This is a genomic window from Microvirga sp. HBU67558, from assembly GCF_018069605.1.
GTDB lineage: Bacteria > Pseudomonadota > Alphaproteobacteria > Rhizobiales > Beijerinckiaceae > Microvirga > Microvirga terrae.
Map to the genome: position 1 here is coordinate 1 of NZ_JAGPUP010000537.1, position 24,740 is coordinate 24,740.

Genomic DNA, 24,740 nt, shown 5'->3' on the forward strand with positions numbered 1-24,740 from the left:
GAGCCGGGCTGCCACTCGCGCCACCCTCGATCATCCTGACAGGCTCGCAGCGCAAGCTGCGGGCCTGCAGGTGCTGCTCTTTGACATCACCATCGCCGCAGCCGTCCTGAGATCCTCTCACGTCATGGCCGGCCTTGTGCCGGCCATCCCGATCAGAAAAGCGCGGCGCGCTACAGAAGCGGGATCACCGGGACAAGCCCGGTGATGACGGGGAGAGGATCATGGGCCTGACGTCACAAATCTGCAGGAAAACCGTCATGGGGACGAGACGCGAATCCGGTTGGCTGCCGTCCAGCAAGCCCGCCGGAGAAGCCCATGGCTCAGGATGTGAATGCTCTGCGCGTACGGACATTGTTCCTGTCCGACCTCCATCTCGGCACGAAGGGGTGCCAGGCGGACGCCCTGCTGGAATTCCTCAAGACCTACGACGCCGATACCATCTATCTCGTCGGCGACATCGTCGACGGCTGGAAGCTGAAGTCCGGCTGGTACTGGCCGCAGGCCCATAACGACGTGGTCCAGAAGCTCCTGCGCAAGGTCCGGAAAGGGGCGCGCCTCGTCTACCTTCCTGGCAATCACGACGAGTTCCTGCGCGATTATATCGGGGTCAATCTGGGCGGCATCGAGTTGGCCGATTACGCGGTGCACGAAACCGCCGACGGCAAGCGCTACCTCGTGATCCATGGCGACCAGTTCGATCTCGTCGTCAGGCATGCCCGCTGGCTGGCCCTCCTCGGAGACGGAGCCTATTCGGCGGCGCTCTTCGTCAACACGTATCTCAACATGGTCCGGCGGCGGCTCGGGCTGACCTACTGGTCGCTGTCGTCCTGGGCCAAGCTGCGGGTCAAGAACGCGGTGAACTTCATCAGCCGGTTCGAGGAGCTTCTCGCCGCAGAGGCCCAGCGGCAGCAGGCCGACGGCGTGATCTGCGGGCATATCCACCATGCCACCATGCATGATCAGTTCGGGGTCGCCTACGTGAACACGGGCGACTGGGTCGAGTCCTGCACGGCGGTGGTCGAGCATTACGATGGCTCGTTCCAGCTCATTCGATGGACGGAGGTCCAGCTGGAGGTGACCCGAGAAGAGGGCCTTGCCGCCCCGGTCATCAGCGAGAAGGCCGCCTGATGCGCCTTCTGATCGCAACCGACGCCTGGCGGCCCCAGATCAACGGGGTCGTCCGATCCCTGGAATACATGGCCGTGGAGGCGCCGCGCTTCGGCACGGAGGTCGTGTTCCTCACGCCCGAGCGCTTCCGCTCCATCCCCATGCCGACCTATCCGGAGATCCGGCTCTCGCTGGTGAGGCCCGGATCCGTCGCCGGAATTCTTGAAGAGGTCCAGCCGACCCATGTCCACATCGCCACGGAAGGACCCATCGGGCTTGCGACCCGGCTGACCTGCACCCGCCAGGGGCGGGCTTTCACCACGAGCTACCACACGCGCTTCCCGGAATATGTCGCGGCCCGCACCCGAATCCCGGAGGCCTGGTCCTACAGGGCTCTGAAGCGCTTCCACGGGGCCGCCCGCGCCATGATGGTCAGCACGCCGTCCCTGGAGCGGGACCTGGCCGGGCGCGGCTTCAGGAACATCATGCGCTGGACGCGGGGCGTCGACACCGGCCTGTTCCGGCCCCGGACCGAGCGGATCCTGGACGTGGCCGCGCCCATCTTCCTCTATGTCGGGCGGGTCGCGGTGGAGAAGAACCTCGACGCCTTCCTGAGCCTCGACCTGCCCGGCACGAAGGTCGTCGTCGGGGACGGACCGGCCCGCACAGGGCTCGAACGGACCTATCCCGAAGCCCGGTTCCTCGGGGCTCTGACGGGCGAGGATCTGGCCCGGGTCTATGCGTCCTCGGACGTCTTCGTGTTTCCGAGCCTGACCGACACGTTCGGCATCGTGCTGATCGAGGCTCTCGCGTCCGGCCTGCCGATCGCGGCCTTTCCGGTCACCGGGCCGCTCGACGTGATCGGAGCCTCGGGCTGCGGCGTTCTCTCACCGGATCTGCGGGAGGCCGCACTCGGGGCCCTCGCGATCCCGCGGGAGCGGTGTCGGGCCTATGGCGAGACCTTCACCTGGCAGGAAAGCGCCCGGCAGTTCTTCTCCAATATCGAGAAAGCCCATTCCGATCACTAGCTGCCTCTACATCAGGAAGGCAGGGTGCGGGTGGAGATGTTGGGCCTTCTCACCCTCGAAAGGGCCGGCTTCCAGGGTGACTTCCGTCCGATCGATCTCCACGCGGCTGTGATCGATCAGGCTCTGGACGGCGTTTTCCACGTCGTGAAGGGTCGACACCAAGCGCCGGATGCGCTGCTCTGCCGCTTCCTGGAGTTCCGCCTCCGAGAGGCCGTTCATGGGATCGTCGGGGTCGAGCGCCGGAAAGGACCGGACCTCCGCCTTGGTCTGCCGGATCAGGGCGACCAACTTCTCGAGAACGGCCCTGAAGGGCTCGGCGACCCTCGGATCGAGCGGCTGTTCCTTCAGACGGCTCAGCGCCTCGACGATGGCCTGCGTGTCCGCATGGCGGTTGCGCCTGGCGAATTCCTTCAGGAACCAGCGGCCGCGTGCCGTCTCCATGACGGCCGTTTCGATGGTGTCGAAATCCAGGTCGCCGAACGTGACGTTGGTCTCTTCATCGGGCATGGTGGCGCAATCCATCTCGGCCGGGTTTGATTCCTGTCCCCAACAGATGTGCGCAAACCGCCTGCAAGCTCAACCCCTGCAAGGCCTTCAGGGGTAGTCTTGCACCGCGTTCTTGCTCCTTTCGCCCCGCTTACAGACCTCAGAAGACCATTGTCCTGATGCATCCGCTCAAAGCTCTCGAACTCCGCCTGGGCGCATTGCAGGCCGCCAGCTTCACCAGTCACGGAATCTATCTCCCGTTCTTCCCCCTGTGGCTGCAGAGCAAGGCGCTGTCCCCGACCGTCATCGGACTCGTGGTGGCCATCCCGATCATCGTACGGATCCTGGCGACCGCGCCTCTCCTGAGCCTGGCGGACCGGTCGTTCGGCGCAAGGCGCCTGCTTCTGGCCAGCCATCTCGGCCAGCTGGTCGGCTTTCCGCTGTTCCTGCTGGTCGACAGCAGCGTCGCGATCATGGTCCTGGTGGCCCTCGTCGCCGTCGCCCAGTCCTGCATCATCCCTGGCAACGACCTCGTCTCGACCAATGCGGTCCAGCGGCATCCCGGCCTGAGTTACGGCCGGATCAGGGGAGCCGGTTCCGTCGCGTTCTTCATCACCAACATCGTGGGCGGATATCTCGTGGGCGCCTTCGGGCCGGAGGTCGTGATCGTCGCCCTGACATTCATCCCAGTTCTGGGGATCTCCGCCACGCTCCTAGCCGTTCCGAAGGAGGCTCCCGAACCCGCGGGTCCGAACGACCTGCCGCACGAGACCGCTCCGGCCCGGCTCTCCCGGATCCTGTGGCTGGTGCTGATCGCCGGGGCCGTGACTCAGGCGAGCCACGGGGCGCTCAATGCCTTCGGCAGCATCTACTGGCGCTCCGCCGGCTTCTCGGACGAGGTGATCGGTTATTTCTGGGCCGCGGGAGTGATCGCCGAGATCCTGGTCTTCCTTTATCTGGGTCGCCATGTCGGGCGGAGTTCGGGCGTCGGACTGATCCTGCTCGGGTCGGCCGCCGCCGTCATCCGCTTCACCATCATGGCGCTGGAGCCGGGGGTCGGGGTCACGGTCGTGCTGCAGACCATGCACAGCCTGTCCTTCGCGGCCACCCATATCGGCACCATGGCGGCCCTTGCAGCGCTCGCCCCCATGCGGGCAAGAGGACGGGCGCAGGGAGTCTTCGGCTCCCTGACGGCTCTTGCGATCGCGGCCTCCACCATCATTAGCGGCATGATCTACAGCGAGGCTGGCGCCGGAGTCTTTGCCGCGATGGCCCCGTTGGGAGCCATCGGATTCGTTCTGATGCTGGTGGTCGTCCGCCTGCAGAGATATCAGCCCCAGAGAGCCGGCTCCGGCGGATAGACGATGCTGCCCTCGTAGCGCAGGCCCGGTTCCCGGTCCTTCGCGAGGAGGAGAGGGCCGTCGAGATCGACGAAGCGGGCGCGCGGCGCGAGAACCAGGGCTGGCGCCATGGCAAGCGAGGTGCCGACCATGCAGCCGATCATGAGCGAGAAGCCCCTGGCCTCCGCGGCATCGGCCAGCGCCAGGGCCTCGGTCAGGCCGCCGGTCTTGTCGAGCTTGATGTTGACGACCTCGTAGAGGCCGATGAGCCGGTCGAGGCTCGCCCGGTCATGGACGCTCTCGTCGGCCAGGATCGGGACGGGGCGCGAGATCCGGCCGAGATGCCCGTCGGCCTTGGCCGGGAGGGGCTGCTCCACCAGGGCATAGCCCTCGTCGGCACAGGCCGCGAGGTGGCGCTCCAGGTTCTCCTCGGTCCAGCCCTCGTTGGCGTCGGCGATCAGGGTCGCCTGGGGCGCCGCCCGGCGGACGGCCCTGATGCGGTCGATATCGCCGTCGGGGGCGCCGAACTTCACCTTGAGGATTGGCCGGTCGGCCGCCTTGGCGGCGGCTTCCGCCATGCTGTCCGGCGTGCCGAGGCTGATCGTGTAGGCCGTGGTCGCGGGCGGCCAGCGGGTCAGCCCGGCGGTCAGGTGGGCGCGGATTCCGGAGCGCTTCGCGTCCAGGTCCCACAGAGCGCAATCGACCGCGTTGCGAGCCGCGCCGGGCGGCATGAGATCCTGCAACGCCTCCCGGGTCAGTCCCGCCTCGATCTGCGGCCGGATGGCTTCGATGGCCGCCGCCACACCCTCGACCGTCTCACCGTAGCGGGGGTAGGGCACGCATTCCCCATGGCCGACCGCCCCATTCTCGGAGATCGTCGCGGTAACCACCACGGCTTCCGTGCGGGAGCCGCGGGCGATCGTGAATGTTCCGGCGATGGGGAAACGGTCGATGGAAACGGTGAGGGTGCGCATTCTCTTCGTTCTCTGCTTAACTTCGTCTCGACTTGTGGCGCAATGACACGCTATCACCAAGCGGAATCAATGCCGAAGGGATGATCGTGGCGCAGGGCACCTTGGCTCGAAAGCCGGAAGTCACAATCGACCGCGCCGGGGAGCAGACGACGGTCCGGCTCTCCGGTCCGTGGACGGCGCCCCATGCCCAGACGATCGAATCCCTGGTCCAGGAGATCGAAACGGACGCGGAAACCTTCCCACTTACCCTTGATCTGAGTGGCGTCGAGCGTCTCGACACCCTCGGCGCCTGGACGCTCAACCGCACACGGCACGAGCTGTCCGGCAAGGGGCAGGTCGATTTCGCCAATGCCACGCCGGAGCAGAAGATCCTGCTGGACGAAGCGGCCTTCCGTGACTTCCAGGGCGCCTCGAAGCCCCGGCATTCCCGGATGGTCGACTTCCTCGTGGATGTCGGTCAGAGCGTCGCGGGTGCCGGCCGGGACATGGTCGGCGGCGTCGGGTTCCTGGGCGAGCTCATCTCCGCGCTGATCCGCGTGGTCGTCCATCCTCGCCGCTTCCGCGGCACGGCGGTCATCAATCAGCTGGAGCAGATCGCCTATCGGGGCGTTCCGATCATCGTGCTGATCTCGTTCCTGGTCGGCTGCATCGTCTCGCAGCAGGGCATCTTCCAGCTCGTGAAGTTCGGCGCGACCCCGTTCGTCATCGACCTCATCGGCATCCTGGTCCTGCGTGAATTGGGCGTCCTCCTGACCTCGATCATGGTTGCGGGCCGCTCCGGATCCGCCTTCACGGCCGAGATCGGTTCCATGAAGATGCGGGAGGAAATCGACGCCCTGCGGGTCATGGGGCTCGATCCCATCGAGGTTCTCATCGTGCCGCGAATCATGGCGCTGGTGATCGGGCTTCCGCTCCTCACCTTTATCGCGTCGATCGCGGCGCTCGTCGGCGGCGGCCTGACCACCTGGGTCTATGGCGACATCAGCCCGGACATCTTCCTGAACCGCCTCCGGGCCGCCGTCAGCCTGAACACCTTCCTGGTCGGCATGATCAAGGCTCCCTTCATGGCGCTGGTGATCGGGATCATCGCCACCCTGGAAGGCCTGGCGGTCGAGGGCTCGGCCGAGTCCCTGGGGCGTCACGTGACGTCCTCCGTGGTGAAGGCCATCTTCATGGTCATCGTGCTCGATGGCCTCTTCGCCATGTTCTTTGCAGCGATAAATTATTGACATGATGCTCGAACGGCGCCCTTCCGACCTGACCAAGAACCGCGACGTGATCATCAGCGTGCGCGGGGTCGAGGTCGGCTTCGGAGAGAGAACGATCCTTAAAGGGCTCGATCTCGACGTCTACCGCGGCGAGATCCTCGGTTTCGTCGGCGGTTCGGGCCAGGGGAAGTCGGTTCTCACACGGGCCATCCTCGGTCTCGTGCCCAAGCGCGCGGGCACCATCCAGGTGCTGGGTCAGAACCTCGACGACCTGTCTCCCGAGGAGCGCCGCCAGCTCGAGCGGCACTGGGGCGTCCTGTTCCAGCAGGGCGCGCTGTTCTCGGCCCTGACCGTGAAGCAGAACATCCAGGTTCCGATGCGGGAATACCTGCACCTGTCGGACCGCCTGCTCGACGAGCTTGCCATGCTCAAGATCGAGATGGTGGGGTTGAACCCCGACGCGGCCGACAAGCTGCCATCCGAGCTGTCCGGCGGCATGATCAAGCGCGCCGCCCTGGCGAGGGCGCTGGCTCTCGACCCCGAAATCGTTTTCCTCGACGAGCCGACCTCGGGGCTCGACCCCATCGGGGCCGGCGAGTTCGACGACCTGATTGCGACGTTACAGCGGACTTTAGGCCTGACCGTATTCATGGTAACCCATGACCTGGACAGTCTCTATTCGGTCTGCGACCGGATAGCGGCTCTCGGCGAGGGAAAAATTCTCGCGGAGGGTCCCATCGAGGTGATGCTGGAATCGGATCACCCGTGGCTTCGCTCTTATTTTCATGGGAAACGGGCACGCGCGGTCATGGCCGGCGGCGCGTAAGGGTAACGATGGAAACGCGTGCAAACTACGCCTTGATCGGCCTCTTCACCCTGGCGGTGATCGCAGCCGCCTTCGGCTTCATCTACTGGTTCTCTGGTGGCGAGCGCGGTCAGGCCCGCCAGAGCATCCGCATCGTGTTTTCCGGCTCCGTCTCCGGACTCTCGCAGGGCTCGAGCGTGTCCTTCAACGGCCTGCGGGTCGGCGATGTGACAAGTCTCGACCTTCTGCCGGAGGATCCCCGCCGCGTGGTCGCCATCGCCACGGTCAACAGCAACACACCGATCCGGTCCGATACCCGCGCCCGCCTGGAATACCAGGGCCTGACCGGAGTGGCGAATGTCGGTCTGTCCGGAGGCGAGCCAGGCGCCCCGCCGCTCGTGGCCGGCCCCGGGCAGCCCATGCCGACAATCTTCGCCGATCGCTCCGACTTCCAGGATCTGATCGAAACGGCGCGCAACATCGCCCGCCGGGCCGATGACGTGCTCGAACGGGTGGGGCGGGTCGTCTCCGACAACGAGGGTGCCATCAGCCGGACGATCCAGAACGTGGAGCGCTTCTCCCAGGCTCTCGGCGAGAACTCGGAGGGCATCGACCGCTTCTTGGCCCAGATTGGACAGGCGGCCGAAAAGGTCGGGCCTCTGGCCGAGAAGCTCGAGACGCTGGCGACCAATGTCGATGCGGTGGTGCGTGCCGTCGATCCGCAGCGCGTGACCCGCATCGTCGAGAACGTCGAGGGCTTCTCCCAATCCCTGGGCGAGAGCCGGGAGGCGATCACCAACACCCTGCGCAATGCGGACAGCCTCGTCGGCCGCCTCAACGAGACCGCCCCGAAGCTCGACAGCGCCGTCGGCGATATCTCGAATATCGCGAAAGCCATCGATCCGGCGAAGGTCGGGCGCACCGTCGACAAGGTCGAAGAGGTGGCCAATTCGATCGACGGCCAGCGCGTTTCCCGCATCGTCGAGAACGTCGACAACTTCACCGCGGCCCTCGGGGAGAACCGTCAGGTCGTGAGCGAGGCGCTCAAGGATGCTGCGAGCCTGATCGACCGGTTGAACGAGACTGCCCCGAAGCTCGATTCGGCCGTGGCGGAGATCGCCGAGATCGCCAAGGCCGTCGATCCGGCCAAGATTGGCCGTACGGTCGAGAACGTCGACACCTTCACCCAGACCCTGAGCCGCCGCAGCCCCGATATCGACAAGGCGATCCAGGAAGCGCGCTCGATCACCGAAAAGCTCAACAAGTCCGCCGACAAGATCGATGCCGTTCTGGCCGGGGCCGAGAAGTTCCTCGGCTCGGCGTCCGGGGAGGCCGGGAAGGGAGCTTTCGACGAGATCCGCTCGGCGGCCGTGGCCGTGCGTGACCTCGCCAACGACCTCAACACCCGGACCGAAGGCATTCAGGGCATTCTCGGAGGCGTCAACCGCTTCACGGAATCGGGACTGCGGGAATACGAGGCTCTGGCGGTCGAGGGCCGTCGCACCCTGGGGGACATCAGCCGCGCCGTCCGGAGCATCGAGCGTAATCCACAGCAGTTTCTTTTCGGTGGCCGTTCGAATCTCCCCGAGTATAGTGGACGCCGCTAAGTAACCAGTATGCGTGGATCCTCCGTGTTAACCCCCCTGAAAGATCGAGCCTGCCTGCTTCGGGGCCTTGCCCCGGTGCTGGTTCTGGCCGCCTTGACCGGCGCCTGCTCGTCAGGGCCGGCACCGGCGACGTTCGACCTGTCGGCGCCGACGTCCCGAATCCGGGGCGCGGCTGGCGTTCAGGTCCTGGTCAACGAACCCGCGGCTCTGCAAGCGCTTGCGACCCAGCAGATCCTCGTAAAGGACGCGAGCGGCTCCGTGTCGTTCATCGGGGGAGGGCAGTGGGCGGACAATCTCCCGCGGCTGATCCAGACCCGCCTGATCAACACGTTCGAGAACGCTTCGCAGCTCCGGGGCGTCTCGAGACCGAGCAGCGGCGCCGTCGCGGACGTTCAGCTCATCTCGGAGCTGCGCCGGTTCGAGATCGCCACTCCGGACAACCTGGCCGTGGCCGAAATATCCGTGAAGATCGTCAGCGACCAGAACGGTCGCATCGTCAACGGCCGCATCTTCCGCGCCAGCGTCCCGGCCAGCGCCGTGGACGCGCCGAATGCCGCCCGTGCCCTCGACGAAGCCCTGTCGGTCGTGATGCTCGACATCGTGCGCTGGGTGAGCGGCAGTCCGCTGCCGCGGCGCGAGGAACCGGGTGACCTGGGCAGCCAGTCGCAGGTGCCCGACAGGGACAAAGCTCCGACCTGACAGGCCTGCGCGCCAAGTGCAAAACCCAAAAGGGCTCCGGAGACCTGGAGCCCTTTTGGGTGATTTATTCACCGTTCGTCTGGGACTGCACGAGGTGGTGCAAACTATTGTGCCGGAGGCGAACCGTCCGGAGAAGGTGCATTCGACGTCGGGAGACTGATGGAAAGCGAAGTCGGAGCCGCAGCGGCGGTGCCATTGATGTAGGACTTCGTCACCTTGTCGACCCGCTGGCCATTCCTGCTGATACGGGTGTCCGATGCAACGCGCGGCCATGGGTCGTCGATATGCACGACCTTGTTGTAGGCTATCGCATCACCGGCGGATGCCGTGATCGTGTCGCTGTGCTTGATGTAATCCGCACATGCGCCAAGAGCGAGCACGGGCAGGAGCCCTGCGCAGGCAATGAGGGAAACCTTAGGGCTTGACGATCTTCTTGCGGACATTGGTCTTCTCCGGCTTCAAGTCGATGATATGCCCAAAAGGTCCGACAATGCCCGTCCCCTCGGCGAAGCGGCGCTGCATGTCGGCGTTGACCTCCAGGTTCCCGAGCAGGAAGAACTCCGCGTCGTTGCTCGGCTTCGCTGAATCGAGCGGCGTGCGCAGAGGTTGACCGGGCTTTGCGGGGCGTACCAGATGCGGCGTCACTATACGCATGGCCTTCTCCAATGCTGATGCATCGTTTCGGTCGCGATTCAAGCAAGGACGTGGACCCGGTCTCAAACGACTCCAGACCAATGCGCGGGGCCATGTCTATGCGATATAACGATATATTGTTATCATTCTACAAGCGCGAAACAAATAGCGAATTGTGATCGATGCACTGCCGAAATGTAGGAGTTGCTCCGGTCGCCCGTCGGACGATCTTGGAACAAGCATTACAAAGAATGCGCCCGATTACGAATATTTATGGCGCGATACGATCGTCTGCCCAAGAAAAGACTATTCTCTGTAGAAGCTTAAGGAGGTTGTCAGGTGTATATTCCTTTATAGACACTCTGCGTGCTCATGCGCCTCTTACGTAGCGAGAACTCTGTTAGATCTTGCGAGATTGCATACTGGGTATTGCCAAGCCGCAAGGAAACGGATCGTTCCTGATGGCCCAGGACAGTGTTTGCCACGTGAACTTGGGCCTCCGTAAGCTTTTCACCGTTGAGATTGCGTCAGCAGCACCGCAAACTGACAAGCTGGCAGACTTACAATTGTGAGAGCTTTCAGCGAGATCGTGCATTGTAGGGGATGAATTCCACATCTCGTAACCAGCATCACGAGAATTTAAGCTTAACGTTTTCTTTACGTCGACGACACACAATAACAATGCTGTCGAGGGCTCTCGGCAATACGTGTGGCTCGCTGTGTGAAGAAGATCCTCTATGCAAATAATCAAGATCGCGGCCCTCACTGGCCTTTTCGCCGCAGCCGGGTCGGCTGCTTTGGCTGCAGACCTTTCCCGCGTCTTTGTGTCGTCGCCGACGACAATGCGGGACTTCAGAGAATCCTCTCGCGGGTTGTACCTGCGAGGGACGCTCGGCTACGCCGATTATAAACATCCTGAGGCTGACGTCGCGGTTCAACCGGATATCCATGGTCTCAGCCGCGAGAGGTTGGCTCACGCTGCAGTCATCGGCACCGGCCTCGGATATCGCTTCAATGCCAATGTCCGGGCGGATGTCACGCTAGATCACACCTTCGACGCTCGCTTCAAAGGTGTCGTGCCAGGGCCGATATCCGGCACGACCACACTCGCGGATTCCGGTCAGTTCCAATCGTCGACCATCATGGCCAATGGCTACCTGGATTTCAGGCCGGTGATGGGCCTGACGCCTTACGTCGGCGCCGGCCTTGGCGTGGCACACAACGTTCTCTCTCAGCAGGTGCTGACGATCTACGATCCGGAGACAGGGATCGGCGCCTCAAGGTCGATCGCTGGCGGCGACAACTTCAGTCTGGCATGGGCAGTAATGGCTGGTGTCGCATACCAGTTGTCATCGAATTTCACATTCGATCTTGGCTACCGCTATGTAAGCATGGGCGACGTGAAAACCCGCGCCTTCGATTATGGTGCCGGATTGGAGATGGAGTCGATCGGCGCTCACGAGATGCGAGTAGGCGTCCGCTACACGTTCAATTGAGAACACAGTCGCGTCGGACGTCTCACACGGCCGAGAATACTCTTCCCATCCCGCAAGGCGCGACAGCCCGTGGCTCATGGTCGAGCTCGAAATAGGCACCAAGCTTTCGTCGAGCCGCAGCGATGCCGCGAAAAAAGCCCTGGAGCCCGCAAAGCAGAAACGCGGCCCGCGGGCCGCGTCTCTTACCGTCTCAGTTTGATCCCAGTCACTCGAACCGGCCGCTCGCGTGGGCCAGCATGGTGTAGACCTTGCCGGTCTCCGACGTCAGATAGGTCTTCGTCAGCATGGAGTCGCGATCGTCGCGGGATACTTCTGACAGCAGGCGCTCGAACTCCTCGACATATCGATCCACGGTTTGCCGGAATTCCTCATCCCGGCGGTACTTGTGGCGAATCTCGTCGAAGGTCTGCTGCCCCTGCAGCGTATAGAGACGACGGGTGAACACGTTGCTCTCGCCGCGGCGATAGCGGTCCCACAGCTCGACAGCCGCCTCGTGGTCGATCATCCGAGCGATATCGACCGAGATCGAATCGAGGGACTCGAGGCTGTTCGTGCGGGCGCGGTCGGTCCTTCCCGGCGTGCGGGCCGGTTCCACTGCCTCGTCGCGAGAGGCCCGGTTCAGGAGATCCGAGAGCCAGCCGCCGCGGCCGCCGGCATCACGGGCGGGAGCCTCGTCCCTCCGGGAAGCCGGACGTTCGGCCGGCTGAGCCTGACGAACCGGCGCAGAAGCCGGAACTGGAGCAGGGCTCAGGGCCGGAGCGGCCGGAGGCTTGGGTTCGGCCTGCCGGGCGATCGTCGGGGCGGGGGCGGGCGTCTGCGCGATGCGCTGCTCGACCGCGGCCGCGACGGCCGCCATAGTGGCGGCAACCGGGGTCTCGTTGGCCGCAGCCTTGCGGGGCTGCGGAGCCGGAGCGGCGTCGACGAGACGGTTCGAGCGGGACACGAGAGCCGACAGTTCGTTGAGGGCCTTGATCTGATCGGCGACGACGCGACGCATGTTGGCGCTCGCTTCCTGTGTCTCCTGCGGCAGCTCGACAACGCCGCGGCGGAGTTCCGCCCGGGTGGCCTCCAGCTCTCGCTGGATTTGACCCGTCATGCCGCGCAGTTCGCCCATGGTGTCGCGGAACTTTGTCGTGGCGTTGGTCAGCGCCTCGGTCATTTCGGCCGCTGCCTGTTCGTAGCTGGTGCGCAGGGCGGCCGCCGTGCGGGTGCTTTCCTCGCCCGTGGTGGCGCGGATGCGCTCGAATTGCTCGCCGATGGCGTTCGTCGTCGTCTCCGCGGCGGCGGCAAGGACCGCCCCGAGCTGCCGCGCCTTGGCATCGGCGTTCTCGAGAGAACCTTCCATGACGGTCGTGAAGGATCGGGTGACGGTTTCCAGTTCTTGCGAACGGTCGGTGATCCGGGCGAGGAGCTCGTCCAGGGCACTCTGACGGCTGGACAGCGCCTCGCTCATGCGCGCTTCGACACGCTCCAGCGCGGTCGTCGCTTCGGTGAGGGTTCGCATCTGCACCTGGGTGGTGTCGGTGAGCGCGCGGCCGCGCTCCTCGAGGCTCTGGGCCAGTTCCATCGCCTGCTGGATGGCTCCGGACGATACGCTGCGCAGCGCGTCCACCTGATCGGCCACCTGATCGGAGGCACGCCCCGTCTGGCTGGCGATTTCCGAGAGAAGCGACTCGATGTGCTGGACCCGTCCGGCCAGCCCGTCCTCGACGGCGCCAAGATTGCTGCTGGCCGAGGCCGCAACCTGCTGGAGCAGACGATTGGCGTCTTGCAGGCGACCCAGCACATCGGTGAGTTCGCCCCGCAGGCGGTCGCTGGTGCCGGTGAGCGTCTGAACACTCTGCTGAGTGCCTTCGTCAATGGCGCTGCGCATGGCTTCTGTCGATTGCGCGTAGGAGGCGGTCAGCTCCATCGTGCGCTCCTGGAGCGAGGAGAGCAGGGTGGTGCTGCGCTCTTCGAGGTTGCGCAGGGTGGTCTCGCTAATGGCTGTGACTTCGCGCCCGATGAGGTCTCCATGGGTGCCGAGATTCTCGACGAGGGACGCGCCCTGCGTGTCGAAGATTGAGCGAATCTCGTCGATGCGGCTGGTCAAGGAGCCGAGAACAGCCTGCCCCCGCTCGTCGATGGTCTCGGCAACGCCGCTGAGACGGTTGACGACCCGGTCTTCGAGCATCGTGACGCTCTGGTTGAGGGCGATGGAAATCTCTTCCGCGCGGCGTCCGAGGGTCTGGTTGATCTCGAATGCCCGTGTACCGAGGGTCTCCGTGATCTCGTCGGCGCGACTGCCGAGAACCTCGTTGATCGTGGCGATGCGGCCATCCAGGGACTCGCTGATCTGCTCGGCTTTGGATGCCAGAGTATCGGCGATCGAATTGGTTTTGACAGTGATTGCCTGACTGATCTCATCGACGCGCGCTTGAAGTGCGGTCGCCACGTCGCGTCCCCCCTCCGCCATGACACGGGCCATTTCGCCGGTGCGGATGACGAGAGCCTCGTTCAGGGCGGTGGAGCGGGCACCGAGAACCGAGTCGACCCGCTCGACGATGGTGTCGAAATTGACGGCGATCTCCGAGGTGCGGCGGGTGGCGTGCTCCTCGAGAGCGGCAAGCTGGGTCTCGATCGCCGTAGTCGCCTCGCGGGCGCGCTCGGCGAAGGATTCGGCTACGGTGCGGCCCTGCACGGTGATGAGGCGGTCCATCTCCTCAAAGCGGCCGCTGATCGTCTCCGTCAGGCTGCCGACGTCGCGCGACATGCGCTCGGCCATCTCGCCGCCGCGGGCCATGACGCCCTCGAAGGCGGTGAGGCGCGAGCCCAGTGTTTCTTCCATCTCGCGGGTGCGGGTGTCGACCGTCGTGGAGAGGGTTTCTGCGGTGCGGTTGAGAACTTCGTTGACGCGCGATCCCTGGGACGCGATGGCGAGAACGATGTCCTTGGCGGTTGTGGCCAGGCGGGTATGCGCTTCGTCCGTGTGGCGGGAAAGCGCCTCGGAGAACTCCTGTCCCCGCGACTCGAACGATGTACGGAATTCCTCCACCTGATTGCCCATGAGGAGCGAGACGCGCTCGCCGGCCTGAGCGAGGCTGGTCTCCAGGGCCTGACCTTGGACGGTCACCGACTCGCTGACTCGCTGGCTTGCCGTCTCCAGGCGGTTGGCCAGATCCTCGACACGGGTGCCGATGGATTCGTCGGCAAGGCGCACCGCGCTCTCCAACTGCTCGCGCACCTCTGCACCGCGCTGATCGATCTCACGAGTGACGTCGGCTGCGGTCGTCGCCAGGCGCTCACGGAACTCGTTGCCGCGCAGCACGATCTCCTCGACTACACCGGATCCGGTGGCGGCGAGCTGCTCGCGAACCTGTACGCCACGAGTCACGATCTCCTCGCCCACGGCGGAGCCTGCGGTGGCGATCTGATCCCGCATTTCCGCAGTGCGGGCCGAGATGTCGTCGGCGATCACGCCGCCGGTGGCTGCCAGCTTCTCCGTGATTTCGCTGCCCCGCTGGGCGAAGCTGTCTTCCAGGGTGCGGGCCGTCGACTCGAAGGCTTCACGCACGTCGTTGCCCTGCTGGGCGAGAGCGTCGATCACGCCGCGACCCGTTTCCGCAAGGGTGCGAGTGACCTGGCTCGCGCCTTCCTGGAGGTGGCGGGTCAGAAGATCGCCGGTGCGCTCGAAGGCGCCGGTGATGTCCTGCGCCTTGCTCTCGAGCGCACCCGTGATGATGGTGCCGACCTCGGAGATGCCGTTCTTGATCTCTTCGCTCGAGCCCGAGAGGCGCTCCACCAGCTCGACGCCGCGGCTTGCCATTTCCTCGACGACACGCTCCCCCGCGCGGCCGAGGGCCTGGGTGATGTGATCGCCCTGCTGTTCCAGCGACGCGGTGACCTTGTCGCCGGCGCCGCTGACGGCGGCAACGACGCGTTCGCTAGCGCCGTCGAGATCCTGGATCAGATTCTGGTGCACGCCCGTGATCGAGCCGCGCACGCGCTCGGCGTTCGACACGATCGCCTCGCGCTGCGCCACGAGTTCGTCGATCAGAGATCGGATGCGGATCTCGTTGTCGGAATAGGCGCGTTCCAGCGTCGAGATCTCGCTGCGCACGAGGGTTTCGAGTTCTCCCGCGCGGGCGAGAGCGCGCTCGACCCCGTCGCCGACGGCCGCGACCTCACGGCGCACGGCCTGCGAGACCGAGAGAACCGCGTCGGTCGAGAAGTTTTCGGGCTGGGCCAGACGCGCGGCGACTTCGCCGACCGCGCGGGCGACCAGCTTCATCTCCTGCGAGCGGACGGTGAGCATCGCCGCAATGAAGAACAGGAAGACCGGTGCCACGAGCCCGACGGCACCAAGGGCGAGCTGCGAGGTCGAGAAGGTGGCGAGCAGTTGTTCGGGAGTCGTGATGCCCTGCCCATAGACGAGGGCTCCCACGCCACCGAGCCAGAGCAGGGAAGCGAGTGCGGCCAACCAGTAGGCGCGGCGAGAGGGGCGGATCTGAAGAGCCTGCAGCATCACGCCCACGTTCTGGCGGTCGTCGTTGGCCACGGAGCTCCGGTCGGGGGCGATGAAGCCGGAGCGGGCCATGTCGTCGAGCCTGGGGTCATGGTCGTCTGCCTGGGCGGACAGGGAATCGGAACCAAGCCCGAACGGACCCTTGGTGAAGTCGTGATCATCGATGTCCGGCAGCTTCGGCTCCTCGTATGGCTTGCCGCCTGAGCGCTCTGGAGTGTGGATCACGAATGTCTCTTCAAGATTGAGCGCCTGCTCGACAGCCGACAAGGCTGCCTCGGCCGGGTCCTTCATTTTCTTGTTCTCGGTCGCCATGATCCGCCCTCGTGACGCAACTGATGATGGTTGAAGCCGCCTTCACTCACTACAACGACGAGGTGAATGCCTGGCTCCAACCGGTGCGAAGTCCCATTTAGAGAATTCCGCACGGTAATCTGTCATTTACCAAGCAAGTCTAGCGGCCGATCTGAAACAAGGAAACCCGATGTCCCCTGCCAATTATGAACGTCGTTAACGGCTTAGTAACCTGCTCTACCGGGGAAAATTGCGGCGAAAAGACGGCAGGTTTCGTATGCGTCTCTCGTCTTCCGGCGCAGTCTGTCTTAAGTATGCGCCGACAAGCAGAGGTCCGCAATGATCAATATTACGTTCGTCGATGCCGAAGGCACGGCCCGCACCGTGGAGGCGGAGGAGGGCGCAACCGTGATGGAAACGGCCATCCGCAATGGCATTCCCGGGATCGAGGCAGAATGTGGGGGAGCCTGCTCCTGTGCCACCTGTCACGTCTATGTCGCCGAGGAATGGGAGGCGGCGACGGGTCAGCCTCAGCCCATGGAGGAGGATATGCTCGACTTCGCCTACGACGTGCGTCCCAACTCGCGGCTTTCATGCCAGATCCGCGTCAGGCCCGAGCTTGACGGGCTTGTCGTTCACACGCCCACCCGTCAAGGTTGATCCGGAGATAAGCTGATGTTCAAGACGATCCTGGTACCTGTCGACCTCGGGGAAGTGGAGGCGGTGCAGCCCGCCATCGACAAGGCGGTGGAACTCGCTACCGCCTCGGGCGGCACTCTGCGACTGATCTATGTGCGCGCCATCGTCCCGGTGACCTACATGGAGTTCATGCCGCCGACCTTCGACGAGGAGCAGCAGGGCGAGGCGGAGAAGCGACTGGCGGACCTAGCCGCCAAGGTGGCGCTTCCAGCGGAGCGCGTCTCTGCCGTCGTCCGGCTCGGCTCCGTCTACAACGAAGTGCTGGACGAGGCCGAAAAGACCGGGACCGACCTCGTCGTCATCGGCTCGCATCGGCCGACCATGGCGACTTACCTGCTCGGATCCAATGCCGCCACCGTCGTGCGCCACGCCAAGTGCTCGGTGCTGGTGGTGCGGGCCTAGGCCAAACATTCCAGGGTCGTGGCCGGTCCGGCCACCGCGATCTTGTGTGGCTCGGCGCTTCGAGCGATCGAGATCGTCGACACAAGGGCGGTGCGACGCTGATTACGGGATTCTCATCCTTCAAGGAGCCTTAGGCAGAAGCTCCGCCGGCAGCTCCCCGGCGCGGAACGGGCGGGGCTTGTTGAGCCTGATCATCGGCTCAATCTGCCAAACGCCCACGACCGCGAACAACCCTCCCAGCAGCGCAACGCCCGTCGCGCCCATGCGCAGAGCCTGCCAGATCAAATACGCCATGGCGACGAGCGACGCGATGGCAAGCGCCGAGGTGGGCAGCCAGAGCCCTAGGGGTTTTCCGGCCACGAACTTCGCCTGCGGGTTGGCCTGGGCGATGGCTTCACAGAGGGCTTGGGCGAAGGCGCGGTATTCCTGGGTGAGCTCCTGGGCCTCCACCAGGCTCTTCCAATCGAGCGAGCTGAACGTGAAGGACTTGCCGTCCTTCATGACCACCTTCGTGCGAAATGATTTCTGTGCCAGCCGGCCGGGCTCGAACGTCATGCGAACGGTGCTGACGGCCCCGAGCTGGACCTCATGCACCTTGCGGCCCGAATCCACGGTGAGCTTCTCGCCCCTGAGGGTGAAGGAAATCGGCCCCCCGAAGGGCTTGGGGCTGTGGGTAAAGGTCGTGGTCATGCGGCTTCTTAGCGGCGCAGCATCCGTTCCGCAAACCCCCCAGCCGGCTCGGCCGTGGGACGTTAGCGGACCAGTTCCCGCATCGCGTGGTCGATGCCTTCGAGAGTGAGCGGGTACATGCGCTCCCCAAAGAGCTGTCGGATCAGGGTTATGGATTGCGTGTGACCCCAGTGCGGCTGCGGCACCGGGTTCAGCCACACGGCTTTCGGGAAGTGGTCGAGAACGCGCCGGATCCAGGCTTGACCGGGCTCCTCGTTCCAATGCTCCACCGAGCCGCCGGGATGGGTGACCTCATAAGGGCTCATGGACGCGTCGCCCACGAAGACCAACCGGTAATCGGACGGATAGGTGCGGATCACGTCGAGGGTGGGGATCACCTCGTCGAAACGGCGGCAATTGTCCTTCCAGAGGTTCTCGTAAACACAGTTATGGAAGTAGAAGTGCTCGAAATGCTTGAACTCGAGGCGCGCGGCCGAAAACAGCTCCTCGGCGGCTTCGACATGCCAGTCCATGGAGCCCCCCACATCGAGGAAGAGCAGAACCTTCACGGCATTGCGGCGCTCGGGGCGTAGGCGCACGTCGAGATAGCCCTTGTGAGCCGATTCCTGAATCGTCCCATCCAGGTCCAGCTCCTCGGCCGAGCCGGTCCGGGCGAAACGGCGCAGACGGCGCAGGGCGATGCGCATGTTGCGGACGCCGAGCTCGACACTGTCGTCGAAATCCTTGAACTCTCGCTTATCCCACACCTTCACGGCACGGAAGCTGCGGTTCTTGTCCTGCCCGATCCGGATGCTTTCCGGGTTGTAGCCGTAGGCGCCGTAAGGGGAGGTGCCGGCGGTCCCAATCCACTTGTTGCCGCCCTGGTGGCGGCCCTTCTGCTCCTTCAGGCGCTCCCTCAGGTTCTCCCAGAGCTTTTCCCAGCCCATGGCTTCGATCTGCTTTTTCTCCTCCTCCGTGAGGTAGCGCTCCGCGAGCTTGCGCAGCCATTCTCCGGGAATGCCGGTCTCGTCGACCGCGTGGCCCATGCTCTCGATACCCTTGAACACATGGGCGAACACCTGATCGAAACGGTCGAAATGCCGTTCGTCCTTCACCAGGCAGGTACGGGAGAGATAGTAGAATTCCTCGACGCTCTTGTCCGCAAGGTCACGGTCGAGCGCTTCCAGCAGGGACAGATACTCCCGGAAGGAGACCGGCACCTTGGCTGCGCGCAGCTCTGTGAAGAAGGTCAGAAACATCGGGCCAGTGTCCGGCATTGCGGAGGAAGGTCAAGGCCGATCCAAGGCTCGGACCTTGCTCTCACTTTCCAACCGTCCGACGGGCCCTGAATTCGATGCGCTCCGGATTGCGGGTGTTCTTCTTAAGAACCTCGCGGAATTCGTCGCGCCGCTCATGGATCGAGGCAATGACCAACCCCATCGGAACTCCGATATCCGTCAGAACCGCCTCGCTCAGCTGCAGGGAGGCCTCAATGGTCTCAGGCACCGCATCGTCGACGCCGAGATCGTAGAGCTGAGCGGCGTGCTTGTCGTCGCGGGCGCGGGACACGATGGTAATGTCCGACCGCTCCTGCCGGGCGGCCGCGACCAACGCCCCGATGGCACTCGGAGTGTCAAGGGTGATGACGAGGGCGCGCGCCTGCTCGATGCCGCAGGCGCGCAGGAACTCGGGATAGGACCCGTCCCCGAAATAGACCGGCTTACCGGCTCTGCGTTGTTCGGCCACGCGGGCCGGGTCGAGGTCGATGGCGAGATAAGGCACCTTGTGCCGCTGAAGCATGTCGCCGACGAGCTGGCCGACACGGCCATAACCGGCCACTATGACACGTCCGGGCTCCTCCGGCGGGGGTGGAACCGTGATCGCCGGGTCGAGGGGACGCTTCTTCTCCAGCCGGCGGCTCAGGCGGCGTCCCAGCCGGGCGAAGAAGGGAATCGCCACCATGGTGAGCGTGGTCACGATCAGGAGGCTCTGGCCCGCTTCGCCGGGAACCAGTCCGGCCGCCATGGCGCTGCCGAGGATGACCAGCGCGAACTCGCCGCCGGGGCCGAGCAGCAGCCCCGTCTCGGCGGCTTCGGCCGCATTGAGCCCGAACGGGCGGCTCAGCCAGAAGATGATCACACTCTTGACGGCGACCACCAGAGTGGCGATCCCAAGGATTGTCAGCGGCGCCTCCAGAAACCGCACGACGTCCAGGTTCATGCCGACCGAGACGAAAAAGACGCCCAAGAGCAGGCCTTTGAAGGGCTGGATCGTCGTGTCGACGGCGCGCCGATACTCGGTTTCCGACAGGAGAATGCCGGCAATGAAAGCGCCCAGCGCCATGGACAGGCCGCTCGCAGCCGCGACGAGGCTCGTGACCAGCACAACGAGCAGGCAGGCCGCCATGAACAGTTCAGGGCTTTTCGTCGTCGAGACCATCTGGAAGAAGGGCCGCAGGACGATGCGTCCGAGCACCACGATGACGGCCAGGGCCAGCGCCGCCTGAAGAAGTGACGTGACCAGGGTCAGGGTGGTGACTTCCGGCTGCCGGATGTCCAGGACCGCGATGGTGAGCAGGATCGGCGCCACGGCCAGATCCTGGAAGAGCAGGGCTGAGAAGCTTGCGCGTCCCGGCGAGGTGTTGAGGCGCCTCTGTTCCGCGAGGACCGGCAGGACGATGGCCGTGGAGGACAAAGCCAGGGCGATGCCGATGATGGCGGCCGCCGTCACGGTGGCGACGCTCTTATACGCGAACAGGCTCAAGGCGAGGGTGCAGAGCACGACCTGGAGCGTGCCAAACCCGAACACCATGCGCCGCAGGAGGCGCAGGCGCTGCCAGGACAGCTCGATGCCGATGGTGAACAGGAGGAAGACCACGCCGAACTCGGCCAGCCGCGAGGTCCCCTCCGGGTCCGTGAAGGTCAGCCAGTCGACCCAAGGGTAGCTCGGCATGAGACGCCCAAGACCGTAGGGCCCCAGCAACGCGCCTGCCGCCAGGAACCCCAGGACCGGGCTGACCTTGAGCCGGTGAAACAGGGGGACGACGATGCCTGCCGTTGCCAGAAAAAGAATGGGTTCCTGATAGGCGTGCAGGTCTATCGCAGCGGCCATTGCTTCCTTCCGGTCAGAGATATTGTCCTTCTACGTCCAAGTGATGCGCAAGGGGTTAATGCCGCTCCCGACGGCATGGTGGGCGCGACATGAGCGCATGGGTTTTCATCATGATCGCCCCTGATCGTCATGGCCGGAGAGATCCCGGCCAACTTGGCACAAAGCAGCAGGAGACCTGGATCCCCGGCTCAGGGCCGGGGATGCTGATAAGCAAGATGGGGATGGCTAATCCAGCGTCGCCAGCGCCTGCGCCAGGTCGGCCACGAGATCGTTCGGGTGCTCGATGCCGATGGAGACGCGGATCGTGGCGTCGGAGACGCCGAGCCGGTCCCGGGTTGCCTTCGGGACCCCGGAATGGGTCGTGGAAGCCGGGTGCGAGATCAGCGACTCGGTGCCACCGAGGCTCACCGCGAGCTTGAACACCTGGAGCGCGTTGAGGACCCGGAAGGCCTCGGCTTCGCCGCCCTTCACGTCAAAGGAGAAGGTGGAGCCGGGCGCGTCGGACTGGGCCTCGTACACCTGTCGGGCCCGTGAGCCCTCGGGCAGATAGGCGAGATGGTGCACCCTCACCACGCTTGGGTGCTCGTGCAGAAACTGTGCCACGATCTCCGCGTTCCGGTTCGCCGCGCTCATGCGCAGGGCGAGCGTTTCGAGGGAACGCCCAATCATCCAGCAGGAATGGGGGTCGAGCTGGGTGCCGATGGCCGAGCGCAGCAGGCGCACCGTCTTCATCAGGTCCTTGGATCCGAGCGCCGCGCCGGCGATCAGGTCCGAATGGCCGCCCACGTATTTCGTCAGTGAATAGACCGAGATGTCGGCCCCGTCCTTGAGCGGCTTCTGGAAGAGGGGGCCGAGAAGGGTGTTGTCGCAGACGATCACCGGGCGATGGCCCTGAGCGGTGCCGATCTCGTCGGCGATCCTCTTGATCAGGGCGATGTCCACCAGCGTGTTGAGCGGGTTGGAGGGCGTTTCGATCATGATGACCGAGACGCGGCCCTTGGCCTGAGCTTCGGTTGCTGCCGCGCGAATGCCGGTCTCGTCCACGCCGTCGCCGAAACCGACGGCCCCTATGTTCATGTTGGCCAGCGTCTTGGCGATCAGGGTCTCGGTGCCGCCGTAGAGCGGCTGCGAGTGAAGGATCACGTCGCCGGGCCGGGCAAACGCCAGGATCGTCGTGGAGATCGCCGACATGCCGGAGGAGAACAGGAGGCCAGCCTCCGCCTCCTCGAAGATGGCGAGCCGGTCCTCGACGATCTCGGAGTTGGGGTGGTTGAAGCGCGAATAGACTAGACCCGCGGCCTCGCCCTGCGGGGGCTCGCGGCGGCCCGCCACGTAATCGAAGAACTCCTTGCCGTGCTCGGCGCTGGTGAACACGAAGGTCGAGGTGAGGAATACCGGAGGCTTCACTGCGCCCTCCGACAGGGTCGGATCATACCCGTAGCCCAGCATGAGGGTCTCGGGCCTCAGCTTGTGATTGCCGATGCGGTCCTTGTGGTAGCGGTTATTGGCCATAGGTCGTTATCCTCCCGGTTTGTTTGTCATGGGCTTACCCTATGAAGGCGATTGCCGAAAGGCAGCGGCAGGAATTAGGGTCTGGATGAAACCGAGGAATGGTGAGAATGGCGCGTTTTGCCGGAACCGAGACCTATGTGGCGACCGAGGACCTAACGGTGGCGGTCAATGCCGCCATCACCCTGGAGCGGCCTCTCCTGGTGAAGGGGGAGCCCGGAACGGGCAAGTCCGTTCTGGCCGAAGAGATCGCCCGGAGCCTGAACGCACCGCTCCTGACCTGGCACATCAAGTCGACCACCAAGGCCCAGCAGGGGCTTTACGAGTATGATGCGGTGTCCCGCCTGCGCGACAGCCAGCTCGGCGATTCCCGGGTGTCCGATATCCGTCACTACATCAAGCGCGGCAAACTGTGGGAGGCCTTCGCGTCCGAGGTGCGTCCCGTACTGCTCATCGACGAGATCGACAAGGCCGACATCGAATTCCCGAACGACCTCCTGCTCGAGCTCGACCGCATGGAGTTCTTCGTCTACGAGACCGGCGAGACCGTGAAGGCGGCCCAGCGACCCATCGTGGTCATCACGTCCAACAACGAGAAGGAGCTGCCGGATGCCTTCCTGCGCCGCTGCTTCTTCCATTACATCAAGTTCCCAGACGCCGAGACCATGGGTCGGATCGTCGAGGTGCACTATCCCGGCATCAAGCACCGACTGGTCGAGGAAGCCCTGAAGATCTTCTTCGAGGTGCGGGACGTTCCTGGTCTGCGCAAGAAGCCCTCCACCTCGGAGCTGCTCGACTGGCTCAAGCTCCTGCTCTCCGAGGACATCGGCCCCGAGCAGTTGCGGGAGCGCGACACCCGCAAGCTCATCCCGCCGCTTCATGGGGCGTTGCTGAAGAACGAGCAGGATGTGAGCCTGTTCGAGAAGCTGGCTTTCATCGCCAGACGGGACGGGCGCTGATGCTTCGCCTCCTGCTCCTCCGTCATGCCAAGGCCGCCTGGCCCTCCGGTGTCCTCGACCTCGACCGGCCTCTGGCCAAGCGGGGCCAGGAGGCGGCTCCCGTTATGGGCACCTATCTCAAGAGGGAGCGCCTGGAGCCTGATCTCGTCATCCTCTCGCCGGCCCGTCGCACGGAGGAGACCTGGGAACGGGTTCAGTCCATCCTCGGCGACATCCAAACCCGTCGCGACGGGCGGATCTACGAAGCTCCCGTCGGGCGGCTCCTGGATGTCGTGCAGGAGGTGGAGCCTGGGGTTCGGACCCTGCTGATGATCGGCCACAATCCGGGCTTCGAGGAACTCGCGAAGCTTCTCATCGGCGAAGGCGATATCGACGGGATCCTGCGGCTCGGCCAGAAATACCCGACTGCCGGCCTTGCCGTCATTGATTTCCCGCTTGAGGCCTGGAGCGCAATCAAGCCGAAGTCCGGTACGCTGGAGCGCTTCGTGACGCCCAAATCTCTGGGGAACGGCGAGGACGATTAGACGTCTCCCGGCCGTGGGAGATCCAGATAGAGCAGTTCCTCGTCGTGGAAGACGCTTCCGACCCTGAGGGCCTTGCGCTCAATGCCGTAGGGCCTGAATCCGAGACCATGATAGGTCCGCCGGGCGTTCTCATTCGTGAGGCCGACAGCCGCTTCGAGCATGATCACGTGCCGGGAGGCATGGTCGATCACACGCTGGACCAGGTCTCTCCCGACGTGCCGCCCCTGCCATTCCGGTCTTACGAAGACGCCCCAGAGGACGCCCTTGTGGCGGGCCTTCATCCGCTCATAGACGGCAAATCCCGCCATGCCGACGAGCCTCCGTTCGGAAAAGGCCCCGAAGATGGCGTTCGGACCCGACGAGGAAATGCGAGCCTCGATCGCCTCGAGGGCGAGAGGCGCTTCCTCCTCGTAGCTGGAGCCGAAGGCTTCCGGGTTGGTCTGCAGCGCTTCGAGCCGCAGTTCCTGGTAGGCCGACGCGTCCGTGTGCTGCAAACGTCGAATGGTAATGGTGGCGGACATGGATCCCTGCGGAACGGTCGATGCGAGATGTCGGTGGCTCCTCACCGAGCGGTCGGACCATTAGACTTCGATTGCTGCCGAAGGACCAGCATCACGCATTGAGACTGAACCGATCAGCCCTACCATCGTTCTGCCTGAAAGCCTTTCCATTCTTTTCGGCCGAAGCGG

At 64.4% G+C, this 24,740-nt stretch carries 23 protein-coding genes; 13 read left to right on the top strand and 10 right to left on the bottom strand.

The window, feature by feature from the left end; all coding sequences use genetic code 11:
• The 3 genes from KBI52_RS19480 to KBI52_RS19490 form a co-directional block, all read left to right on the top strand.
• A partial coding sequence (locus KBI52_RS19480; protein WP_210810672.1) for a hypothetical protein occupies nucleotides 1–205 on the top strand: 205 nt, incomplete at its 5' end.
• A gap of 110 nt (nucleotides 206–315) precedes the next feature.
• Complete coding sequence (locus tag KBI52_RS19485) at nucleotides 316–1,128, top strand: UDP-2,3-diacylglucosamine diphosphatase (RefSeq protein ID WP_210810673.1); 813 nt, start codon at nucleotides 316–318, stop codon at nucleotides 1,126–1,128.
• Nucleotides 1,128–2,135: a glycosyltransferase family 1 protein gene (locus KBI52_RS19490; RefSeq protein WP_210810677.1), complete on the top strand. Its 1,008-nt coding sequence runs from the start codon at nucleotides 1,128–1,130 to the stop codon at nucleotides 2,133–2,135. Before KBI52_RS19485 ends, KBI52_RS19490 begins: the two co-directional genes overlap by 1 nt.
• 6 nt (nucleotides 2,136–2,141) lie before the next feature.
• Here the strand turns inward: KBI52_RS19490 and KBI52_RS19495 are convergent, their stop codons facing one another.
• Nucleotides 2,142–2,642, bottom strand: a complete 501-nt coding sequence (locus tag KBI52_RS19495) for a hypothetical protein (protein ID WP_173949521.1) — start codon at nucleotides 2,640–2,642, stop codon at nucleotides 2,142–2,144.
• Between the two features lie 158 nt (nucleotides 2,643–2,800).
• On the opposite strand from KBI52_RS19495, the gene KBI52_RS19500 reads away from it, so the two are divergent.
• Complete coding sequence (locus tag KBI52_RS19500) at nucleotides 2,801–3,982, top strand: MFS transporter (RefSeq protein WP_210810682.1); 1,182 nt, start codon at nucleotides 2,801–2,803, stop codon at nucleotides 3,980–3,982.
• Here KBI52_RS19500 and dgcA read toward each other — a convergent pair.
• Nucleotides 3,952–4,935, bottom strand: coding sequence for an N-acetyl-D-Glu racemase DgcA (dgcA, locus tag KBI52_RS19505; RefSeq protein WP_210810685.1), 984 nt, complete (start codon nucleotides 4,933–4,935; stop codon nucleotides 3,952–3,954). The genes KBI52_RS19500 and dgcA overlap by 31 nt on opposite strands.
• An 80-nt stretch (nucleotides 4,936–5,015) precedes the next feature.
• On the opposite strand from dgcA, the gene KBI52_RS19510 reads away from it, so the two are divergent.
• From KBI52_RS19510 to KBI52_RS19525, 4 genes are read left to right on the top strand one after another with little or no spacing between them, the layout of a single operon-like run.
• A complete protein-coding gene (locus KBI52_RS19510; RefSeq protein ID WP_173949518.1) occupies nucleotides 5,016–6,164 on the top strand; it encodes an MlaE family lipid ABC transporter permease subunit in 1,149 nt (382 codons plus the stop codon).
• Between the two features lies 1 nt (nucleotide 6,165).
• Nucleotides 6,166–6,969 (top strand): ABC transporter ATP-binding protein, encoded by an 804-nt coding sequence (locus KBI52_RS19515; RefSeq protein WP_173949517.1) that lies wholly within the window; start codon nucleotides 6,166–6,168, stop codon nucleotides 6,967–6,969.
• 8 nt (nucleotides 6,970–6,977) lie between these two features.
• Nucleotides 6,978–8,555, top strand: coding sequence for an MlaD family protein (locus tag KBI52_RS19520; protein WP_247654508.1), 1,578 nt, complete (start codon nucleotides 6,978–6,980; stop codon nucleotides 8,553–8,555).
• 24 nt (nucleotides 8,556–8,579) lie between these two features.
• Nucleotides 8,580–9,254 carry an ABC-type transport auxiliary lipoprotein family protein gene (locus KBI52_RS19525; protein WP_262265548.1) on the top strand — a complete coding sequence of 225 codons (675 nt, stop codon included), beginning with the start codon at nucleotides 8,580–8,582 and terminating at the stop codon, nucleotides 9,252–9,254.
• A gap of 104 nt (nucleotides 9,255–9,358) precedes the next feature.
• On the opposite strand, the gene KBI52_RS19530 is transcribed toward KBI52_RS19525, so the two are convergent.
• Together KBI52_RS19530 and KBI52_RS19535 are read right to left on the bottom strand one after the other, a co-directional pair.
• Nucleotides 9,359–9,697, bottom strand: a complete 339-nt coding sequence (locus KBI52_RS19530) for a hypothetical protein (protein WP_210810695.1) — start codon at nucleotides 9,695–9,697, stop codon at nucleotides 9,359–9,361.
• The gene (locus KBI52_RS19535) at nucleotides 9,669–9,908 is read right to left on the bottom strand and encodes a hypothetical protein (protein WP_210810698.1); all 240 of its coding nucleotides are present in this window, start codon (nucleotides 9,906–9,908) and stop codon (nucleotides 9,669–9,671) included. Before KBI52_RS19535 ends, KBI52_RS19530 begins: the two co-directional genes overlap by 29 nt.
• A 716-nt stretch (nucleotides 9,909–10,624) precedes the next feature.
• Here KBI52_RS19535 and KBI52_RS19540 point away from each other — a divergent pair.
• Nucleotides 10,625–11,383 (top strand): outer membrane protein, encoded by a 759-nt coding sequence (locus tag KBI52_RS19540; RefSeq protein ID WP_210810703.1) that lies wholly within the window; start codon nucleotides 10,625–10,627, stop codon nucleotides 11,381–11,383.
• Nucleotides 11,384–11,588: 205 nt separating this feature from the next.
• On the opposite strand, the gene KBI52_RS19545 is transcribed toward KBI52_RS19540, so the two are convergent.
• Nucleotides 11,589–16,199 (bottom strand): apolipoprotein A1/A4/E family protein, encoded by a 4,611-nt coding sequence (locus KBI52_RS19545; RefSeq protein WP_173949512.1) that lies wholly within the window; start codon nucleotides 16,197–16,199, stop codon nucleotides 11,589–11,591.
• 318 nt (nucleotides 16,200–16,517) lie between these two features.
• On the opposite strand from KBI52_RS19545, the gene KBI52_RS19550 reads away from it, so the two are divergent.
• Complete coding sequence (locus KBI52_RS19550) at nucleotides 16,518–16,838, top strand: 2Fe-2S iron-sulfur cluster-binding protein (RefSeq protein ID WP_173949511.1); 321 nt, start codon at nucleotides 16,518–16,520, stop codon at nucleotides 16,836–16,838.
• Nucleotides 16,839–16,853: 15 nt separating this feature from the next.
• Entirely contained in the window at nucleotides 16,854–17,279 is a 426-nt protein-coding gene (locus KBI52_RS19555; RefSeq protein WP_173949510.1) for a universal stress protein, read from the top strand.
• A gap of 120 nt (nucleotides 17,280–17,399) precedes the next feature.
• On the opposite strand, the gene KBI52_RS19560 is transcribed toward KBI52_RS19555, so the two are convergent.
• From KBI52_RS19560 to KBI52_RS19575, 4 genes are all read right to left on the bottom strand, one after another.
• On the bottom strand, nucleotides 17,400–17,969 hold the full coding sequence (locus KBI52_RS19560) for a hypothetical protein (RefSeq protein WP_173949509.1): 570 nt from the start codon (nucleotides 17,967–17,969) through the stop codon (nucleotides 17,400–17,402).
• Between the two features lie 62 nt (nucleotides 17,970–18,031).
• Nucleotides 18,032–19,207: a VWA domain-containing protein gene (locus tag KBI52_RS19565; protein ID WP_210810713.1), complete on the bottom strand. Its 1,176-nt coding sequence runs from the start codon at nucleotides 19,205–19,207 to the stop codon at nucleotides 18,032–18,034.
• 61 nt (nucleotides 19,208–19,268) lie between these two features.
• Complete coding sequence (locus tag KBI52_RS19570) at nucleotides 19,269–21,059, bottom strand: cation:proton antiporter (RefSeq protein ID WP_210810716.1); 1,791 nt, start codon at nucleotides 21,057–21,059, stop codon at nucleotides 19,269–19,271.
• Nucleotides 21,060–21,284: 225 nt separating this feature from the next.
• Nucleotides 21,285–22,571, bottom strand: a complete 1,287-nt coding sequence (locus KBI52_RS19575; RefSeq protein ID WP_210810717.1) for a cystathionine gamma-synthase family protein — start codon at nucleotides 22,569–22,571, stop codon at nucleotides 21,285–21,287.
• A gap of 107 nt (nucleotides 22,572–22,678) precedes the next feature.
• Between KBI52_RS19575 and KBI52_RS19580 the strand changes: the two genes are divergently transcribed.
• Both KBI52_RS19580 and KBI52_RS19585 read left to right on the top strand, forming a co-directional pair.
• Entirely contained in the window at nucleotides 22,679–23,527 is an 849-nt protein-coding gene (locus KBI52_RS19580; RefSeq protein WP_173949505.1) for a MoxR family ATPase, read from the top strand.
• Nucleotides 23,527–24,051: a histidine phosphatase family protein gene (locus tag KBI52_RS19585; protein ID WP_173949504.1), complete on the top strand. Its 525-nt coding sequence runs from the start codon at nucleotides 23,527–23,529 to the stop codon at nucleotides 24,049–24,051. The genes KBI52_RS19580 and KBI52_RS19585 overlap by 1 nt, the downstream gene beginning before the upstream one ends.
• Here the strand turns inward: KBI52_RS19585 and KBI52_RS19590 are convergent.
• Nucleotides 24,048–24,572: a GNAT family N-acetyltransferase gene (locus KBI52_RS19590; protein ID WP_173949503.1), complete on the bottom strand. Its 525-nt coding sequence runs from the start codon at nucleotides 24,570–24,572 to the stop codon at nucleotides 24,048–24,050. The genes KBI52_RS19585 and KBI52_RS19590 overlap by 4 nt on opposite strands.
• Nucleotides 24,573–24,740 lie beyond the last annotated feature (168 nt).

Bases quoted from the DNA above. Each gene is read 5' to 3' on its own strand.
- KBI52_RS19495 (WP_173949521.1), bottom strand. From the start codon at position 2,642: ATGCCCGATGAAGAGACCAACGTCACGTTCGGCGACCTGGATTTCGAC.
- KBI52_RS19550 (WP_173949511.1), top strand. From the start codon at position 16,518: ATGATCAATATTACGTTCGTCGATGCCGAAGGCACGGCCCGCACCGTG.
- KBI52_RS19565 (WP_210810713.1), bottom strand. From the start codon at position 19,207: ATGTTTCTGACCTTCTTCACAGAGCTGCGCGCAGCCAAGGTGCCGGTC.
- KBI52_RS19545 (WP_173949512.1), bottom strand. From the start codon at position 16,199: ATGGCGACCGAGAACAAGAAAATGAAGGACCCGGCCGAGGCAGCCTTG.
- KBI52_RS19540 (WP_210810703.1), top strand. From the start codon at position 10,625: ATGCAAATAATCAAGATCGCGGCCCTCACTGGCCTTTTCGCCGCAGCC.
- KBI52_RS19515 (WP_173949517.1), top strand. From the start codon at position 6,166: ATGATGCTCGAACGGCGCCCTTCCGACCTGACCAAGAACCGCGACGTG.
- KBI52_RS19520 (WP_247654508.1), top strand. From the start codon at position 6,978: ATGGAAACGCGTGCAAACTACGCCTTGATCGGCCTCTTCACCCTGGCG.
- KBI52_RS19575 (WP_210810717.1), bottom strand. From the start codon at position 22,571: ATGGCCAATAACCGCTACCACAAGGACCGCATCGGCAATCACAAGCTG.
- KBI52_RS19555 (WP_173949510.1), top strand. From the start codon at position 16,854: ATGTTCAAGACGATCCTGGTACCTGTCGACCTCGGGGAAGTGGAGGCG.
- KBI52_RS19535 (WP_210810698.1), bottom strand. From the start codon at position 9,908: ATGCGTATAGTGACGCCGCATCTGGTACGCCCCGCAAAGCCCGGTCAA.
- KBI52_RS19530 (WP_210810695.1), bottom strand. From the start codon at position 9,697: ATGTCCGCAAGAAGATCGTCAAGCCCTAAGGTTTCCCTCATTGCCTGC.
- KBI52_RS19585 (WP_173949504.1), top strand. From the start codon at position 23,527: ATGCTTCGCCTCCTGCTCCTCCGTCATGCCAAGGCCGCCTGGCCCTCC.
- KBI52_RS19490 (WP_210810677.1), top strand. From the start codon at position 1,128: ATGCGCCTTCTGATCGCAACCGACGCCTGGCGGCCCCAGATCAACGGG.
- KBI52_RS19560 (WP_173949509.1), bottom strand. From the start codon at position 17,969: ATGACCACGACCTTTACCCACAGCCCCAAGCCCTTCGGGGGGCCGATT.
- KBI52_RS19590 (WP_173949503.1), bottom strand. From the start codon at position 24,572: ATGTCCGCCACCATTACCATTCGACGTTTGCAGCACACGGACGCGTCG.
- KBI52_RS19510 (WP_173949518.1), top strand. From the start codon at position 5,016: ATGATCGTGGCGCAGGGCACCTTGGCTCGAAAGCCGGAAGTCACAATC.
- KBI52_RS19580 (WP_173949505.1), top strand. From the start codon at position 22,679: ATGGCGCGTTTTGCCGGAACCGAGACCTATGTGGCGACCGAGGACCTA.
- KBI52_RS19570 (WP_210810716.1), bottom strand. From the start codon at position 21,059: ATGGCCGCTGCGATAGACCTGCACGCCTATCAGGAACCCATTCTTTTT.
- KBI52_RS19500 (WP_210810682.1), top strand. From the start codon at position 2,801: ATGCATCCGCTCAAAGCTCTCGAACTCCGCCTGGGCGCATTGCAGGCC.
- KBI52_RS19485 (WP_210810673.1), top strand. From the start codon at position 316: ATGGCTCAGGATGTGAATGCTCTGCGCGTACGGACATTGTTCCTGTCC.
- dgcA (WP_210810685.1), bottom strand. From the start codon at position 4,935: ATGCGCACCCTCACCGTTTCCATCGACCGTTTCCCCATCGCCGGAACA.